Origin of the sequence: Streptomyces roseochromogenus subsp. oscitans DS 12.976 (genome assembly GCF_000497445.1) — a bacterium.
GTDB classification, from domain to species: domain Bacteria; phylum Actinomycetota; class Actinomycetes; order Streptomycetales; family Streptomycetaceae; genus Streptomyces; species Streptomyces oscitans.
Window position 1 is genome coordinate 3,798,841 of the sequence record NZ_CM002285.1, and the last position, 14,783, is coordinate 3,813,623.

The 14,783-nt window shown below is 71.3% G+C and carries 15 protein-coding genes, 1 tRNA gene and 1 pseudogene; 5 read left to right on the forward strand and 12 right to left on the reverse strand.

Annotated elements, in window-relative coordinates:
• Both M878_RS66085 and M878_RS66090 read left to right on the forward strand, forming a co-directional pair.
• Positions 1-444: pseudogene (locus M878_RS66085) on the forward strand (hydrolase); the annotation flags it as partial.
• A 312-nt stretch (positions 445-756) separates the two neighbouring features.
• Entirely contained in the window at positions 757-1,413 is a 657-nt protein-coding gene (locus M878_RS66090) for an SDR family oxidoreductase (RefSeq protein WP_031225065.1), read from the forward strand.
• 149 nt (positions 1,414-1,562) lie between these two features.
• Here M878_RS66090 and M878_RS48010 read toward each other — a convergent pair whose 3' ends face one another.
• A complete protein-coding gene (locus tag M878_RS48010; RefSeq protein ID WP_031225066.1) occupies positions 1,563-1,775 on the reverse strand; it encodes a hypothetical protein in 213 nt (70 codons plus the stop codon).
• Positions 1,776-2,303: 528 nt separating this feature from the next.
• Here M878_RS48010 and M878_RS66095 point away from each other — a divergent pair.
• Positions 2,304-2,786 carry a carboxymuconolactone decarboxylase family protein gene (locus M878_RS66095; RefSeq protein ID WP_031225067.1) on the forward strand — a complete coding sequence of 161 codons (483 nt, stop codon included), beginning with the start codon at positions 2,304-2,306 and terminating at the stop codon, positions 2,784-2,786.
• A 63-nt stretch (positions 2,787-2,849) separates the two neighbouring features.
• Here the strand turns inward: M878_RS66095 and M878_RS66100 are convergent.
• Positions 2,850-2,931: transfer RNA gene (locus M878_RS66100), tRNA-Tyr, on the reverse strand.
• Positions 2,932-3,155: 224 nt separating this feature from the next.
• Between M878_RS66100 and M878_RS66105 the strand changes: the two genes are divergently transcribed.
• On the forward strand, positions 3,156-3,644 hold the full coding sequence (locus M878_RS66105; RefSeq protein ID WP_019756392.1) for a YajQ family cyclic di-GMP-binding protein: 489 nt from the start codon (positions 3,156-3,158) through the stop codon (positions 3,642-3,644).
• A gap of 117 nt (positions 3,645-3,761) precedes the next feature.
• Here M878_RS66105 and M878_RS66110 read toward each other — a convergent pair whose 3' ends face one another.
• Positions 3,762-4,028: a GlsB/YeaQ/YmgE family stress response membrane protein gene (locus M878_RS66110; RefSeq protein WP_023547433.1), complete on the reverse strand. Its 267-nt coding sequence runs from the start codon at positions 4,026-4,028 to the stop codon at positions 3,762-3,764.
• Positions 4,029-4,182: 154 nt separating this feature from the next.
• Here M878_RS66110 and M878_RS66115 point away from each other — a divergent pair, with 154 nt between their 5' ends.
• Complete coding sequence (locus tag M878_RS66115; protein WP_023547434.1) at positions 4,183-5,433, forward strand: APC family permease; 1,251 nt, start codon at positions 4,183-4,185, stop codon at positions 5,431-5,433.
• A 60-nt stretch (positions 5,434-5,493) separates the two neighbouring features.
• Here the strand turns inward: M878_RS66115 and M878_RS66120 are convergent, their stop codons facing one another.
• From M878_RS66120 to M878_RS66160, 9 genes are all read right to left on the reverse strand, one after another.
• Positions 5,494-5,886 (reverse strand): YccF domain-containing protein, encoded by a 393-nt coding sequence (locus M878_RS66120; RefSeq protein ID WP_023547435.1) that lies wholly within the window; start codon positions 5,884-5,886, stop codon positions 5,494-5,496.
• A complete protein-coding gene (htpX, locus tag M878_RS66125) occupies positions 5,883-6,746 on the reverse strand; it encodes a zinc metalloprotease HtpX (RefSeq protein ID WP_023547436.1) in 864 nt (287 codons plus the stop codon). The genes M878_RS66120 and htpX overlap by 4 nt, the downstream gene beginning before the upstream one ends.
• 246 nt (positions 6,747-6,992) lie before the next feature.
• Complete coding sequence (locus tag M878_RS66130; protein WP_023547437.1) at positions 6,993-8,510, reverse strand: NADH-quinone oxidoreductase subunit N; 1,518 nt, start codon at positions 8,508-8,510, stop codon at positions 6,993-6,995.
• Positions 8,507-10,081 (reverse strand): NADH-quinone oxidoreductase subunit M, encoded by a 1,575-nt coding sequence (locus M878_RS66135; RefSeq protein ID WP_023547438.1) that lies wholly within the window; start codon positions 10,079-10,081, stop codon positions 8,507-8,509. The genes M878_RS66130 and M878_RS66135 overlap by 4 nt, the downstream gene beginning before the upstream one ends.
• Before the next feature lie 6 nt (positions 10,082-10,087).
• Positions 10,088-12,103, reverse strand: coding sequence for an NADH-quinone oxidoreductase subunit 5 family protein (locus tag M878_RS66140; protein ID WP_023547439.1), 2,016 nt, complete (start codon positions 12,101-12,103; stop codon positions 10,088-10,090).
• Complete coding sequence (nuoK, locus tag M878_RS66145) at positions 12,100-12,489, reverse strand: NADH-quinone oxidoreductase subunit NuoK (RefSeq protein WP_023547440.1); 390 nt, start codon at positions 12,487-12,489, stop codon at positions 12,100-12,102. The genes M878_RS66140 and nuoK overlap by 4 nt, the downstream gene beginning before the upstream one ends.
• The gene (locus tag M878_RS66150) at positions 12,489-13,127 is read right to left on the reverse strand and encodes an NADH-quinone oxidoreductase subunit J family protein (protein WP_031225068.1); all 639 of its coding nucleotides are present in this window, start codon (positions 13,125-13,127) and stop codon (positions 12,489-12,491) included. Before M878_RS66150 ends, nuoK begins: the two co-directional genes overlap by 1 nt.
• 14 nt (positions 13,128-13,141) lie before the next feature.
• Entirely contained in the window at positions 13,142-13,693 is a 552-nt protein-coding gene (locus tag M878_RS66155; protein ID WP_023547442.1) for a NuoI/complex I 23 kDa subunit family protein, read from the reverse strand.
• On the reverse strand, positions 13,693-14,661 hold the full coding sequence (locus tag M878_RS66160) for a complex I subunit 1/NuoH family protein (RefSeq protein WP_023547443.1): 969 nt from the start codon (positions 14,659-14,661) through the stop codon (positions 13,693-13,695). The genes M878_RS66155 and M878_RS66160 overlap by 1 nt, the downstream gene beginning before the upstream one ends.
• Between the last annotated feature and the right edge of the window lie 122 nt (positions 14,662-14,783).

The following is a 14,783-nucleotide window of genomic DNA, read 5'->3' on the forward strand; positions in this document are numbered from 1 at the left end:
CTGCCTCAGGGCGGCTGCTGCGGCGCCGACCGCCGGGGCACCGCTCCGGTACGGCTGCTGCGCTCGGCCGGGGTGCGCGTGGCGGCCGGCAGCGGCGCGCTGCGCGACGCCTCCAACCCCGTCGGCCGCGGCGACCCCCTGGAGGCCGCCTACCTCCTCGCCTCCTCCCACGGCCTGCGCCCCGAGGACGCCTACGAGGCCGTGAGCGGCTCCGCCCGCTCGGTGCTGGGTCTGCCGGAGGTACGCGTGGAGGCGGGCTTCCCCGCCGATCTCCTGGCCGTGCGCGGCGACCGCCTGCCTGGCGCCCTGTCCCTGGCCTACAGCCGGATCGTGGTCCACCGGGGCCGGGTGGTGGCGCGTACGAGCGCGGTGCGGGAGTACTGCAACTCGGCGGTCTCGGTGGAACTCGGGTTGCCCCGACAGGGGCGGGGCGAACTGTCGTGAAGTGGCCAGGACTGTGGTGAGGGGGCCGGGGGTGTCATGGGGTGGCCGGGCTGTCGTGAGGTGGCCGGGGCTGTCGTGAGGGAGCCGGGGCTGTCGTGAGGTGGTCCCCGGGGCGTGGTGAGGCGGCTCGGGCAGCCGTAAGGGCGCCCCGGCGCGCGGCTGCGTTCGTGCGCCTCACGCGCGACCCTGAGCGCACGCCTCGCGTGTGCCCGTGCACGCGGGCGCGTGCTGGCGCGGGTGAGCCCGGCGCGCTCCGGCCATGCCGGTTAACTCGTGCGGCGGATGCGCCCCCTCCGGCGTACGGTCGGAATCATGCGCATTGTCATTGCTGGTGGTCATGGTCAGATCGCGCTGCGGCTGGAGCGTCTGCTCTCCGCGCGCGGGGACGAGGTCGCGGGGATCATCCGCAAGTCCGAGCAGGGCGACGATCTGCGGGCGGCCGGTGCCGAACCGGTCCTGCTCGACCTGGAGTCCGCCTCGGTGGAGGAGGTCGCGGCGCACCTTCAGGGCGCCGACGCGGCGGTCTTCGCGGCCGGCGCGGGCCCGGGCAGCGGCGTGGGCCGCAAGGAGACGGTGGACAGGGGCGCGGCGGTGCTGTTCGCGGACGCGGCCGTGCGCGCGGGGGTGCGCCGTTTCGTGGTCGTGTCCTCGATGGGCGCCGATCCCGCACACCAGGGCAACGAGGTCTTCGACGCGTACCTGCGCGCCAAGGGCGAGGCGGACGCGTACGTCACCAGCCAGGAAGCCCTGGACTGGACGATCCTGCGCCCCGGCTCGCTCATGGACGACGCGGGCACCGGCCTGGTCCGTCTGGAGGCACACACCGGGCGCGGTGCGATCCCGCGGGACGATGTGGCGGCCGTCCTCGCGGAGTTGGTGGACACCCCGGCGACGACCGGCTTGACGCTGGAGCTGATCAGCGGATCGACGCCGGTGTCGGTCGCGGTGAAGTCGGTGGCCGGGAACTGAGAGCGGCCACAGGCCGTTGAACGGTCACCGGCCGTAGAACGGTCGGAGCCGCCACCAAGCCCTCCAGCACCGCCCGCTGCCACCCTGTCAGATCCCGCAAGTCCTGCGTCGTCCCGCACCTCTCCGATCTGCTGCCGCACCCCCGCGGCTCAGAACAGAGGCAGCTGCCCGGGAAACTCCGGTGCGGCGTACCCGTCCAACGCCGGCTGGGCGGCCCCGAGTTGCGCCTGCCGTCGTGACCCGGCGCAGGAGACGAGCTCGCCGTTCTCCCGCGCCCCGGGCGGGTCGTGCCGCGCGAAGCGGCCCGCGACGACGGCGATGTCACGGCGGCACACGGGACAGGTTCTGCGTCGGGAGGACATGCCGCCAGTGTGCCCGCACCGAGGCGGCGGCCACACCGCCGTCAGGTGCGGGTCTCGGCTTCCCAGCGATCGGGGCCCCACCCCGCGCCAGTCGATCAGCGGCGAGTCGGCCACCTGCTCCGACTCCCTCCCCATGCCCGCCCGGCGCAGGAACCCCACCAGGTCCCGCACGCTGTGCGCCAGACCGAGGACATCGTCGTCCGCCGGGACCCGGCGGCCGCCGGTCGGGGACGGCAGCTGCACGATGACGGGTCGCTTCCCGGCCATGGCTCCAGCATCGTCCCGACCACCCGGGCCCGCACCCGGACCGGTCATTCCAGAATCCCCGGCACAGCGCCGGGGGGCGCAACGGACATGCGGGAACGCCCCTTCGGCACAAGCCGCTCCGGTCCGCGCCGGTCGGGCCTCGGAGAATCCGGACGACACCTCCCCTCGCCGAGACGCAGGTCACATTCACTGCTGTCACAACGCGCGGGGCTGTTCGGTCTAAGAGGCGTAGCCATCGGACAACGAACGCAGGAGCACACCGTGGAAGCTCGCTTGAACCTCATGGCCAGCCCGGTCGCCGTCAAGGCCTTCAAGCACATCATCGCTGCGGGCAACGCGCTCTCGGAATCCACCGTGCCGGCCTCGACACGCGAACTGATGATGCTCCGCGCCAGCCAGATCAACGGCTGCGCCGGATGCATCGACATGCACACCAAGGAGGCCGCCGCGGCCGGGGAGACCGCGGTGCGCCTCCACCTGGTCGCCGCCTGGAGGGAGGCCAAGGTCTTCACCGACGCCGAGCGCGCCGCACTGGAACTGACGGAGCAGGGCACCCGCATCGCGGACGCGGCCGGCGGCGTCCCGGACGAGGTCTGGGCCAACGCCGCCAAGTACTACGACGAGGATCAGCTCGCCGACCTGGTGACGCAGATCGCCGTCATCAACGCCTTCAACCGCGGAAACGTCATCACCCAGCAGCCCGCCGGTGACTACGAGGCCGGCATGGCCGCCAAGTTCCACTGACGGTCCGCAACGCCGAGAGCCCCGTGATCTGCTCTCACAGATCACGGGGCTCTCGTTCCCGTGTGGCGGCGCCAGGATTCGAACCTGGGAAGGCTGAGCCGGCAGATTTACAGTCTGCTCCCTTTGGCCGCTCGGGCACACCGCCGGGTCGGCCACCAGATCGAACCGCTCCGCGGCGGTGCTCCCTGGCGACGTCGTAAACAATACCCGATACACGGGGGTGCTTCGCCACCCGGTTGATCTCCACCCCTTGGCTCGTGAGGTGACTAGGCTGGTGCGGATGCGGCCCGGCGTCAGGCCGGGCCCGGCGGCCGCCGCGCGCACGCCGGCACGCACCCGATTCGCACCCGATACAAGGAGCCACAGGACATGGCCGACTCCAGTTTCGACATCGTCTCGAAGGTCGAGCGGCAGGAGGTCGACAACGCCCTCAACCAGGCCGCCAAGGAGATCTCGCAGCGCTACGACTTCAAGGGCGTCGGCGCCTCGATCTCGTGGTCCGGTGACAAGATCCTCATGGAGGCGAACTCCGAGGACCGGGTGAAGGCTGTCCTCGACGTCTTCCAGTCCAAGCTGATCAAGCGCGGTATCTCGCTGAAGGCCCTGGACGCGGGCGAGCCGCAGTTGTCCGGCAAGGAGTACAAGATCTTCGCGTCGATCGAGGAGGGCATCTCCCAGGAGAACGCGAAGAAGGTCGCGAAGATCATCCGCGACGAGGGCCCGAAGGGCGTGAAGGCCCAGGTCCAGGGCGACGAGCTGCGCGTCTCCTCCAAGAGCCGGGACGATCTGCAGGCCGTGATCGCGCTGCTGAAGGGCAAGGACTTCGACTTCGCGCTGCAGTTCGTGAACTACCGGTAAGAGACCGGGAGGACATCGCCAAGAGGCACGAGGCAGGGAGGGTGGAACCCCCGAGCGGTGCCCACCCTTCCGTGCTGTCGGCTCCGTGCTGCTGACTACGTGCCGTCGACGCCGCGCTCAGTCGCGTGAGTTGCCGAACAGGATGCGGTAGATGATCAGCAGCACCAGGGAGCCGCCGATGGCCGCGGCCCAGGTGGCGCCGTCGTAGAAGCTCTTGGTGATCGGATGGTGCAGCCAACGCGCCGAGATCCAGCCGCCGATGAACGCGCCCGCGATGCCGATGAGGGTCGTGCCGATGAAGCCGCCGGGGTCACGGCCCGGCAGGAGGAGCTTGGCGATGGCTCCGGCCAGCAGTCCCAGGATGATCCAAGCGATGATGCTCATGCCGTGAACCTGCCCTTCCGCGCTGTGTCCGCACTGTCCGGCCGTTGAAAATCCGGTGAGGACCCGCTGTCCACGCGCGCGTGTTCATGCCGTGTCGATGAAGAGGACGCCCCGGGTCCACCACACGGTTGCCGCGCTCAGTAGGGTGCGGCGCATGACGCCTTCCGGTACCGAACTGCGCCGCACCCTGGGCGTGCGGGACGCCGTGGTCGTCGGTCTCGGATCGATGGTCGGAGCCGGTGTGTTCTCGGCCCTGGGGCCCGCCGCCCGCGCGGCCGGAACGGGGCTGCTGCCCGGACTGGCGCTCGCGGCCGTGGTGGCCTACTGCAACGCCATGTCCTCGGCCCGTCTCGCGGCCCGCTATCCGGCTTCCGGCGGGACGTACGTGTACGGACGGGAACGGCTGGGCCCCTTCTGGGGGTATCTCGCGGGCTGGGCGTTCGTGGTCGGCAAGACGGCGTCCTGTGCGGCCATGGCGCTCACCGTGGGCGCGTACGTCTGGCCGGGGCAAGCGCACGCGGTGGCGGTCGCGGCCGTGGTGGCCCTGACCGCCGTGAATTACGGCGGTGTCCAGAAGTCGGCGTGGCTGACGCGCGTGATCGTCGCGGTGGTGCTGGCCGTGCTCGCGGCCGTGGTGGTCGTGTGCCTGGCCTCCGGGCCGGCCGCGGCCGGGCGGCTGGACATCGGGCTGTCGTCAGGCGCGGGCGGCGTGCTCCAGGCGGCGGGGCTGCTGTTCTTCGCGTTCGCCGGGTACGCGCGGATCGCGACGCTCGGTGAAGAGGTACGGGATCCGGCGCGCACGATTCCGCGTGCGATCCCGCTGGCGCTGGGGATCGCGCTTGTGGTGTACGCGTGCGTGGCCGTCGCCGTGCTGGGTGTCCTCGGCGCGGACCGGCTCGGGCACGCGGGGGCTCCGCTGGCCGACGCGGTACGGGCGGCCGCCGTACCGGGGCTCGTGCCCGTGGTACGGGCCGGGGCGGCGGTGGCGGCCCTCGGCTCGCTGCTCGCGCTGACCCTCGGCGTGTCCCGTACGACGTTCGCCATGGCGCGGGACGGGCATCTGCCGGGGGCGCTGGCCGCCGTGCACCGCCGCTTCCAGGTGCCGCACCGGGCCGAGCTGGCCGTGGGCGTGGTGGTCGCCGTACTGGCCGCGACGGTGGACGTACGCGGCGCGATCGGCTTCTCCTCCTTCGGCGTGCTCGCCTACTACGCCGTCGCCAACGCCTCCGCCTGGACCCTCAGTCCGGCCCCGGCAGCCCGCGTGGTCCCCGTGATGGGCCTGCTGGGCTGCGCCACTCTGGCATTCGCGTTGCCCGCCGTCTCGGTGGCCGTAGGGGCGGGCGTCCTCGCGGTGGGTGTGGCGGCCTACGGCGTACGACGATGGGCACGGCGGCACGGCGAGTGACGCGCCGTCAGCGCGCCCGCGGCCACACGCGCGTGCCCTGTCGTCCGTAGGCGGGTGTGCTCAGCGGGTCGCGAACGGCTGGTCCGTGGGGACGATTTCGCGGCCCAGCGGCAGCAGGGAGACCGGGATCAGCTTGAAGTTGGCGATGCCGAACGGGATGCCGATGATCGTGATGCACAGGGCGATACCGGTGACGACGTGCGCGATCGCCAGCCACCAGCCGGCCAGGATCAGCCACAGCACGTTGCCGATGCAGGAGGGCGCGCCCGCGTCCCGGCGCTCGACCGTGGTGTACCCGAAGGGCCACAGGGCGTAGAGGCCGATGCGGAAGGCGGCTATCCCGAAGGGGATGCCGATGATCGTGATGCACAGCAGGACGCCGGCGAACAGGTAGCCCAGGAACAGCCAGAAGCCGCTCAGGACGAGCCAAATGACGTTCAGGATGGTCTTCACTGGTAGCGACCTGCCATCTTCTCTAGCCGGGCGATGCGGTCCGCCATCGGCGGGTGCGTGGAAAACATCTTGGTGAGCCCCTGGCCCGCGCGGAAGGGGTTCGCGATCATCATGTGGCTGGCGGTCTCGATCCGGGGCTCGGGGGGCAGCGGGAGCTGCTGGGTGCCGACCTCCAGCTTGCGCAGGGCGCTGGCGAGGGCCAGCGGGTCGCCGGTGAGCTGGGCGCCGGAGGCGTCCGCCTCGTACTCGCGGGAGCGGCTGATGGCCAGCTGGATGAGGCTGGCGGCGAGCGGGCCGAGGATCATGATCAGGAGCATGCCGAGCAGGCCGGGGCCGTCGTCGTCGTCCGAGCGGCCGATCGGGATGAGCCAGGCGAAGTTCACCAGGAACATGATCACCGAGGCGAGCGCGCCGGCGACGGAGGAGATGAGGATGTCCCTGTTGTAGACATGGCTGAGCTCGTGGCCGATGACGCCGCGGAGCTCTCGCTCGTCCAGCAGGCGCAGGATGCCCTCGGTGCAGCACACCGCGGCGTTACGCGGGTTGCGGCCCGTGGCGAAGGCGTTGGGGGCCTCCGTGGGCGAGATGTACAGCCTGGGCATGGGCTGGCGGGCCTGCGTGGACAGGTCGCGGACCATGCGGTAGAGCGCCGGGGCCTCGAACTCGCTGACCGGGCGGGCGCGCATCGCGCGGAGTGCCAGCTTGTCGCTGTTCCAGTACGCGTACGCGTTCGTACCCAGGGCGATCAGGACCGCGACGATCAGCCCCGTGCGGCCGAAGAAGCTGCCGATGACAACGATGAGTGCGGACAGTCCCCCGAGGAGTACTGCGGTCCTGAGCCCGTTGTGCCGGCGGTGCACCGTACGCCCTCCAAGTCGTGCAGCTGGGGAACACTTTGGTCCAGTGGACCCTCCCGCTTGTGACAACGCCAGGCGACGGCCACGAGTTCCCTGTCACCTGCGCGAGCGCCGATCGGCCGTACGGGTGACGTGCTCGTTCACCCGCACACGCGCGTGGCGGGGCGGATGCACCACGCGCGCGGGGCGGCTTCTCGTAGCCGTCCGGCGTCGTCCTCGGAACGGTCCGGCGGCCTTCGCGGGAAAGGCTCAGAACAAGCCGGTGGCCGCGAAGCGGAGGACCAGCTGGGGTGCTCCGGACAGGGCGACGCCCAGGACGCCGGTGAGGGCCAGGGCGGCCGTGAGGGGGGCCGGGACGCGGTGCCGGGCGGGTTCGCCCTCTGGGGCGCGGAACAGCAGGGCCGTCCACTGCAGGTAGTAGAACAGGGCGATCACCACGTTCACGGCCATGACGACGGCGAGCCAGCCGAGGCCCGCGTCGACGGCCGCCGAGAACACCGTGACCTTGGCGAACAGCCCGATGACGCCCGGCGGCAGCCCGGCCAGGCACAGCAGGAAGAACGCCAGCAGGAGCGCGGTGAGCGGGTTGGTGGCGTACAGACCCCGGTAGTCGCTGATCCGGTTCAGGGCCCGGCTGCGGCCCACCAGGGCGGCCACCGCGAACGCGCCGAGGTTCACGGCGGCGTACATCAGCGCGTAGGCCACCGTGGAGCCGATCGCCTTCTGCGGGTCCTTGGCGTAGCCGGCGGCGGCGATCGGCACCAGCAGGTAGCCGGCCTGGCCGACGGAGGACCAGGCGAGCAGCCGTACGGCGCTGTACGCGCGCGTGGCCTGCTGGCGCAGGGCGCCGACGTTGCCGACGGTCATGGTGAGGGCCGCCAGGGCGGCGAGCGCGGGGCCCCAGACGTCGGCGTACGAGGGGAACGCGACGACGGTGACGAGGATCAGGCCGGAGAAGCCGACCGCCTTGCCGACGACCGACAGGTAGGCGGCGACGGGCAGCGGCGCGCCCACGTAGGTGTCGGGCACCCAGAAGTGGAAGGGGACGGCGGCCGTCTTGAAGGCGAAGCCGACGAGGGTGAGGACGACCCCCGTCTGGGCGAGCGTGTGCAGCTGGCCGTCGACGTGCGGCAGGCGCTGGGCGACCTGGGTGAGGTAAAGGGAACCTGTGGCGGCGTAGACGAAGCTGATGCCCATCAGGCTGACCGCGGTGGCGGTCACCGAGGACAGGAAGAACTTCAGGGCGGCCTCGGAGGACCGCTTGTCGCCGTGCCGGATGCCGACGAGGGCGAAGGCCGGCAGGGAGGCGACCTCCAGGGCGACGATCAGGGTGGCCAGGTCGCGGGAGGCGGGCAGCAGCGCGGCGCCGGCCGCGGAGGACAGCAGCAGGAACCAGAACTCGCCCGGCGGCACGCGCCGCTCGTCGTCCTTGAGGTTCGTGACGGACAGCAGGGCGGCGAGCAGCGCGCCGCTGAGGACGAGGAACTGGATGACGAGCGTGAAGTGGTCGGCGGTGTAGCTGCACGCGTGCGTGGCGCCGTCCACGCAGAAGGTGCTGCGGTCGCCGTTCAGGAGAGGCAGCAGCATCAGCGCGGCCACGGCCAGTCCGGCGACCGAGACCCAGCCCAGGACGGCCTTGCGGGCCCCGGGCAGGAACAGATCGGCGACCAGGACGACGAGTCCCACGGCGGCGGCGATGGTCGGCGGGGCGACGGCGAGCCAGTCGACGGACTGGACGAGCGACTCGGCGACGGGCTGGGCGCTCATCGGGTCCCTCCTGCGAGAAGCTGGTGCACGGCCGGGTCGGTCAGGCCGAGCAGCGCCCTCGGCCAGAGTCCGGCGACGACGGTGAGGGCGACGAGCGGGGTCCAGGCGGCGAACTCGTAGCCGTGGACGTCGGCGAGCTTCGGGACTTCCTGTTCCACGCCGCCCATGCAGACGCGGCGGACCACGATCAGCATGTAGGCGGCCGTCAGCAGGGTGCCGAACGCGCCGATCGCCATGAAGGTGAGGAACGCCGGCCTGCTGAGGTCGGCGGCGGGCTTGAACGCGCCGAACAGGGCCAGCATCTCGCCCCAGAACCCGGCGAGGCCCGGCAGGCCGAGCGAGGCGACGGCGCCGAAGGCGAGCAGGCCGCCGAGGCGGGGCGCCTTGCCGTACAGCGCGGCGCCGGTCTCCTCGGCCAAGGAGTCGAGGTCGGTCGTGCCGGTGCGGTCCTTCAGCGCGCCGACCAGGAAGAACAGCAGGCCGGTGATGAGGCCGTGGGCGATGTTGGCGAACAGGGCACCGTTGACGCCGGTCGGGGTCATGGTGGCGATGCCCAGCAGGACGAAGCCCATGTGGCCGACGGAGGAGTAGGCGATCAGCCGCTTGAGGTCGCCCCTCGCGCCCCGCTTGGCCAGGGCCAGGCAGGCCAGGGACCCGTAGATGATCCCGACCACGGCGAACGCGGCGAGGTACGGCGCGAAGGTGTGGAAGCCGTGCGGCGCGATCGGCAGCAGAATCCGGACGAACCCGTACGTACCCATCTTGAGCAGAACGCCGGCCAGCAGGACCGAGCCGACGGTCGGCGCGGCGGTGTGGGCGTCCGGCAGCCAGCTGTGCAGGGGCCACATCGGCGCCTTCACCGCGAGCCCGATCCCGATCGCCAGGACGGCGATGACCTGCACGGATGCGGTCAGCGACCGGCCGTTGTCAGTGGCGAGTGCCACCATGTCGAACGTGCCCGCCTTGAATCCGATCAGGAGCAGGCCGAGCAGCATGACGACGGAGCCGAGCAGCGTGAACAGGATGAACTTCCACGCGGCCCGGGTCCGGCCCTCGCCGCCCCAGCGGGCGATGAGGAAGTACATCGGGATGAGCACCATCTCAAAGGCAAGGAAGAACAGCAGCAGGTCGAGGACGGCGAAGGTCGCGAGGGTGCCGGACTCGAGCAGGAGCAGCAGCGCGACGAACGCCTTCGGGGAGCCGCCCGCGGGCGGCTTGAAGTAGGAGTACAGCGCGCAGAGGAAGGTCAGCAGCGCGGTCAGGACCAGAAGGGGGAGGGAGATGCCGTCGATGCCCAGGTGGATCCGCACGTCGAGCGCGGGGATCCAGCTGATGTCGGTTGTGGCCTGCATCTTCGACGGATGGCCGTGGTCGAAGCCGAGCGCGAGGGCGATCGCGGCGATGAGGATCGCGCCGGTCACGGTCACGCCGTGCCGCAGCACGGCCTGCTCGGGCGACTTCCCCTTCAGTCCGGGCGGGGCGGGCAGGAGAGCGGCGACGGCGCCGAGGAGCGGGCCGACGACGACGAACGCCAGAAGGAACTGCATCACGGACTCATTGATATCGATCACGCCTGCTCACGCTCCCGTGGCGACGAGGACGACGGCGACCGCCAGGACGACGGTGCCGGCGAGCAGCGCGCTCACATAGGTCTGCACATTGCCGGTCTGCGCCCGCCGTACGGCGGCCCCGAGCAGCCGGGGCAGCGCGGCCGCGCCGCGTACGTAGGTGTCGACGACCTCACTGTCGAGGAAGCGGACAAGACTCGCTCCGGCCTGGACCGGACGGACGAACAGCGCCGTGTACACGGCGTCCAGGTGGAAGCCGACGGCCGCGTGCCGATGGAGCGGGCCGAGGAGCAGCCGGCCGGGGTCGGGCGCGTGGGCGAGGTCGGCCGGCCCGTGGTCGGCGAGGGCATGGGCCTCGACCAGGCTCGCGTCGCCCTCCGGGTGCGCGGCGGCCTCGCCCTGGAGGTGCTCCCACTCGAAGGAGGGTGCGGGCGCCGCCGGGACCCGGGCGGCTAGCGCGCTGGTGCGCTGCCAGGCGCCGTAGGTGAGCAGCCCGCCGACCAGGGCGAGGCCCGTGCTGAGGACGGAGGTGAGCAGGGTCGGGGTCAGGTCGCGGCCGTCGAACCAGCCGGGCAGCGAGCGGTAGGCGAGCCCACCGAAGGCCAGGGACGGTACGGCCAGGACCCACAGCACCACGGTCATCGTCAGCGGCTGGCGGCCGTGGTCGGGGGCCTCGGCACCCCGGCCGCGGAAGGCCAGCAGCCACAGCCGGGCCGCGTACGCGGCGGTGAGCAGCGCGGTGAGCAGGCCGGCGACGAGGACGATCCAGCCGGCGGCGCCCGGGGCGTGGTCGGTGCTCCCGGAGGCGACGTGCTCGGCGGCGCCGAGGACGGACTCCTTGGAGAAGAAGCCGCTGAACGGTGGGATCGCGGCGAGTGCGAGGAGTGCCACGGTCATCGTCCAGTAGGCGTCCGGGACGCGGTCGCGCAGGCCGCGCATGCGGGACATGGCGGCCAGCGAGTTGGTGCCGGCGGCGTGGATGATCACGCCGGCCGCGAGGAACAGCAGCGCCTTGAAGGCGCCGTGGGACAGGAGGTGGAAGACGGCGGCTCCGCGGTCGCCGACGGCGAGGGCTCCGGTCATGTAGCCGAGCTGGCCGATCGTCGAGTAGGCGAGGACGCGCTTGATGTCGTCCTGGGCGAGCGCGGCGAGCGCCGAGCCGGCCATGGTGACGGCGGCCATGACGGCGAGGATCACCATCGCGGCCGAGGATGCCTCGAAGACGGGAAGGAGACGGGCGATGAAGTAGACACCGGCGGCGACCATCGTCGCGGCGTGGATCAGCGCCGAGACGGGCGTGGGGCCCGCCATCGCGTCCGGGAGCCAGGTGTGCAGCGGGAACTGCGCCGACTTGCCCGCGACGCCCGCGAGGAGCAGCAGGGCGATCAGCGTCGGGTGGTGCAGGTGGCCGCTCGCCACGGTGCCGAGGACGCGGGTGATCCGGAAGGACCCGGCGTCGGTGGCCAGCGCGAACAGGCCGATGAGGAACGGCACGTCGCCGAGCTTGGTGACCAGGAAGGCCTTCAGGGAGGCGGCGCGGGCCTCGGGGGTCTCCCAGTAGTGGCCGACCAGGAAGTAGGAGCAGATGCCCATGACTTCCCAGCCGACCAGCAGCACGATCAGGTCACCGGAGTAGACGACCAGGAGCATCGCGGAGGTGAACAGGGAGACGAGGGCGGCGTACGAGGGGTAGCGCGGGTCGTCGCGCAGGTAGCCAGTCGAGTAGATCTGCACGCAGGTCGCGACGAACGCGACAAGGATCGCGACGAGCGCGGCGAAGCCGTCGATGTGCAGCGCCAGCTCGATCGGGACCGACCCGGTGGGAGTCAGCTCGGCGTGGGAGTCGACGGCCTGGTCGCCGCCCTGGCGTACGGCGACCAGTGCGGCCAGGACGAGCGAGGCCAGCGGCGGCAGCACGGCGAGCGGGCGGACGAACCCGGGCGCGGTGCGGCCGAGCAGCAGTCCGGCAGCGGCGCCCAGGAACGGCAGGAGGGGGACGAGGACGGCGAGGGTGGTCGTGGTCACGCGGTGGCCTCAGCCTTCTCGGCCGCGGAGGTGCCGGGGCCCTCGGTGTCGGGACCGGCCGTGTCGGGGCCCTCGGCGGTGTCGCGGAGCTTGTCGATGTCGGAGGTGCCGCGGTTGCGGTAGACGGCGAGGACGATCGCCAGGCCGATGCCGATCTCGGCGGCGGCGATGGCGATGGTGAACAGGGTCAGCGCCTGGCCGGAGTGCAGGGTCTCCTTCGCGGCCCGGCTGAGCCAGACGTCGAAGGCGACCAGGTTGAGGTTGACGGCGTTGAGCATCAGCTCGACCGACATGAGGACCAGGATGGCGTTGCGGCGGGCGAGGACGCCGTACAGGCCGGTGCAGAAGAGGAGGGCGGAGAGTACGGCCGGGTAGGCGAGGTGCATCAGCGGGCGCCTTCCTGCTCGACCGGGTGAATTCCGGAATCCGTGACGGACGGGGAACTCCCGGTGACCGCTCGGGAGTTCACAGGGGGAGGGCTCGACTCCGCCTTCGCCTTGCGGGACAGGACGATCGCGCCGACCAGGGCCGCGAGGAGGAGGACGGACAGCGCCTCGAACGGCAGCACCCAGTTCCGGAAGAGGCTCTCGCCGGTGACGCGGGTGGAGCCGGCAGCAGGGCCGTTCAGGTCGATCCACGTCGTACGGAAGGCGTCGACGACCACCCACACCAGGGCGACGGCGGCGGCGACCGCGACGGTCAGGGCGGCCCAGCGGTTGCCGGAGTCGGCGTCCGGGGAGCGGCCGATGGGCGCTTTGGTGAGCATCAGACCGAACAGAAGGAGGACGACGACGGAACCGACGTAGATCAGGACCTGCACCCAGGCGATGAACTCGGCTGTGAGCAGGAGGTACTCGACGGCGAGGCCGCCGAGCGTGACCACCAGCCACAGGGCGGCGTGCACCAGCTGGCGGGTGGTGACGGTGATCAGGGCAGCGCCGAAGGTAACCAGGCCGACGAGCAGGAACGCGATCTCGACACCGGTCGGGGACAGGAAGCCGTGCCGGGCCGCGACCAGGCTCAGGGACGAGGCGAGTCTCACGCGTCCCCCTCCCCCGGTTCGGCCTGCGCGGTCGCCAGTTTCTCTGCGGTCTTGCGGGCGGCGGCGATCTCCTTCGGCTCCTCGGCTGCGGGATCCAGGGCCGGCGGGGCCGGGACGGTCCACATCCACTCGCGGAGCTTGTCCCGCTCATGGGTGAGGTCGCGGATGTCGGTCTCGGCGTACTCGAACTCCGGGGACCAGAACAGCGCGTCGAAAGGACAGACCTCGATGCAGATACCGCAGTACATACACAGGGAGAAGTCGATCGCGAACCGGTCGAGGACGTTGCGGCTGCGCTCGCGGCCACCGGGGGCGGCAGGCGGGACCGTCTCCTTGTGGGAGTCGATGTAGATGCACCAGTCCGGGCACTCACGGGCGCAGAGCATGCAGACCGTGCAGTTCTCCTCGAACAGGCCGATCACGCCACGGGTGCGGGGCGGCAGTTCGGGCTGGGCGTCCGGGTACTGCTCGGTGACGTGCTTCCTCGTCATCGTGCGGAGGGTGACGGCCAGGCCCTTGGCCAGGCCACTGCCAGGGATGGGGGCCATTACGAGATCACCACCTTGACGATGCCGGTGAGGGCGATCTGAGCGAGGGAGAGGGGGACGAGGAGGGTCCAGGAGAGCTTCTGGAGCTGGTCCTCGCGCAGCCGCGGGTAGGTGACGCGGAGCCAGATGACGAGGAAGGCGAGGATCGCGGTCTTCAGCAGGGTCCACAGCCAGCCGAAGCCGTCCGCGCCCCAGGGGCCGTGCCAGCCGCCCAGGAAGAGGACGGTGGTCAGGCCGCACAGGACGACGATGCCGGCGTACTCGGCGAGGAGGAAGAGTGCGAAACGCAGACCCGTGTACTCGGTGTACGCGCCGAAGATGATCTCCGAGTCGGCGACGGGCATATCGAACGGCGGGCGCTGCAGTTCGGCGAGTCCGGCGACGAAGAAGACGACCGCGCCGACGATCTGCCAGGGCACCCACCACCAGTGGAAGGAGTGCAGGATGCCGGGCAGGGAGACCGTTCCCGCGGCCATGGCGACCGAGGCCGCGGCGAGCAGCATCGGGAGTTCGTAGGCGAGCAGCTGGGCGGCCGTACGCAGACCGCCGAGCAGGGAGAACTTGTTCGCGCTGGCCCAGCCGGCCATGAGCGAGCCGAGCACGCCTACGGCCATCACCGCGAGCACGAAGAACACGCCCGCGTCCAGAACCTGCCCGACGGCGCCCTCGCTCGGGCCGATCGGGATGGCGAGCAGGACAAGGAGGTACGGCAGCAGGGCGACGGCGGGGGCGAGTTGGAAGACGCGGCGGTCGGCGCCGGCCGGGACCACGTCCTCCTTCTGCGCGAACTTCACACCGTCGGCGATGAGCTGGGCCCAGCCGTGGAAGCCACCCGCGTACATCGGGCCGAGGCGGCCCTGCATATGGGCCATCACCTTGTGCTCGGTCTGGCCGACGATCAGCGGGAAAGTGAGGAAGACGACGAACACGACCAGGAGTCGCAGGGCGACGTCCAGCGCGCCGTTCACTGCGTGCCTCCTGTGGGGTCGTGGTCGGGGGTTTCCGGGACGGGCGGTTCGGCTTGCCCGTTCTGCGGCCCCGGCCGCTCGGATTCGGGTTCGGGTTTCGGCTCAGGTTGCTCGCGCTGCGG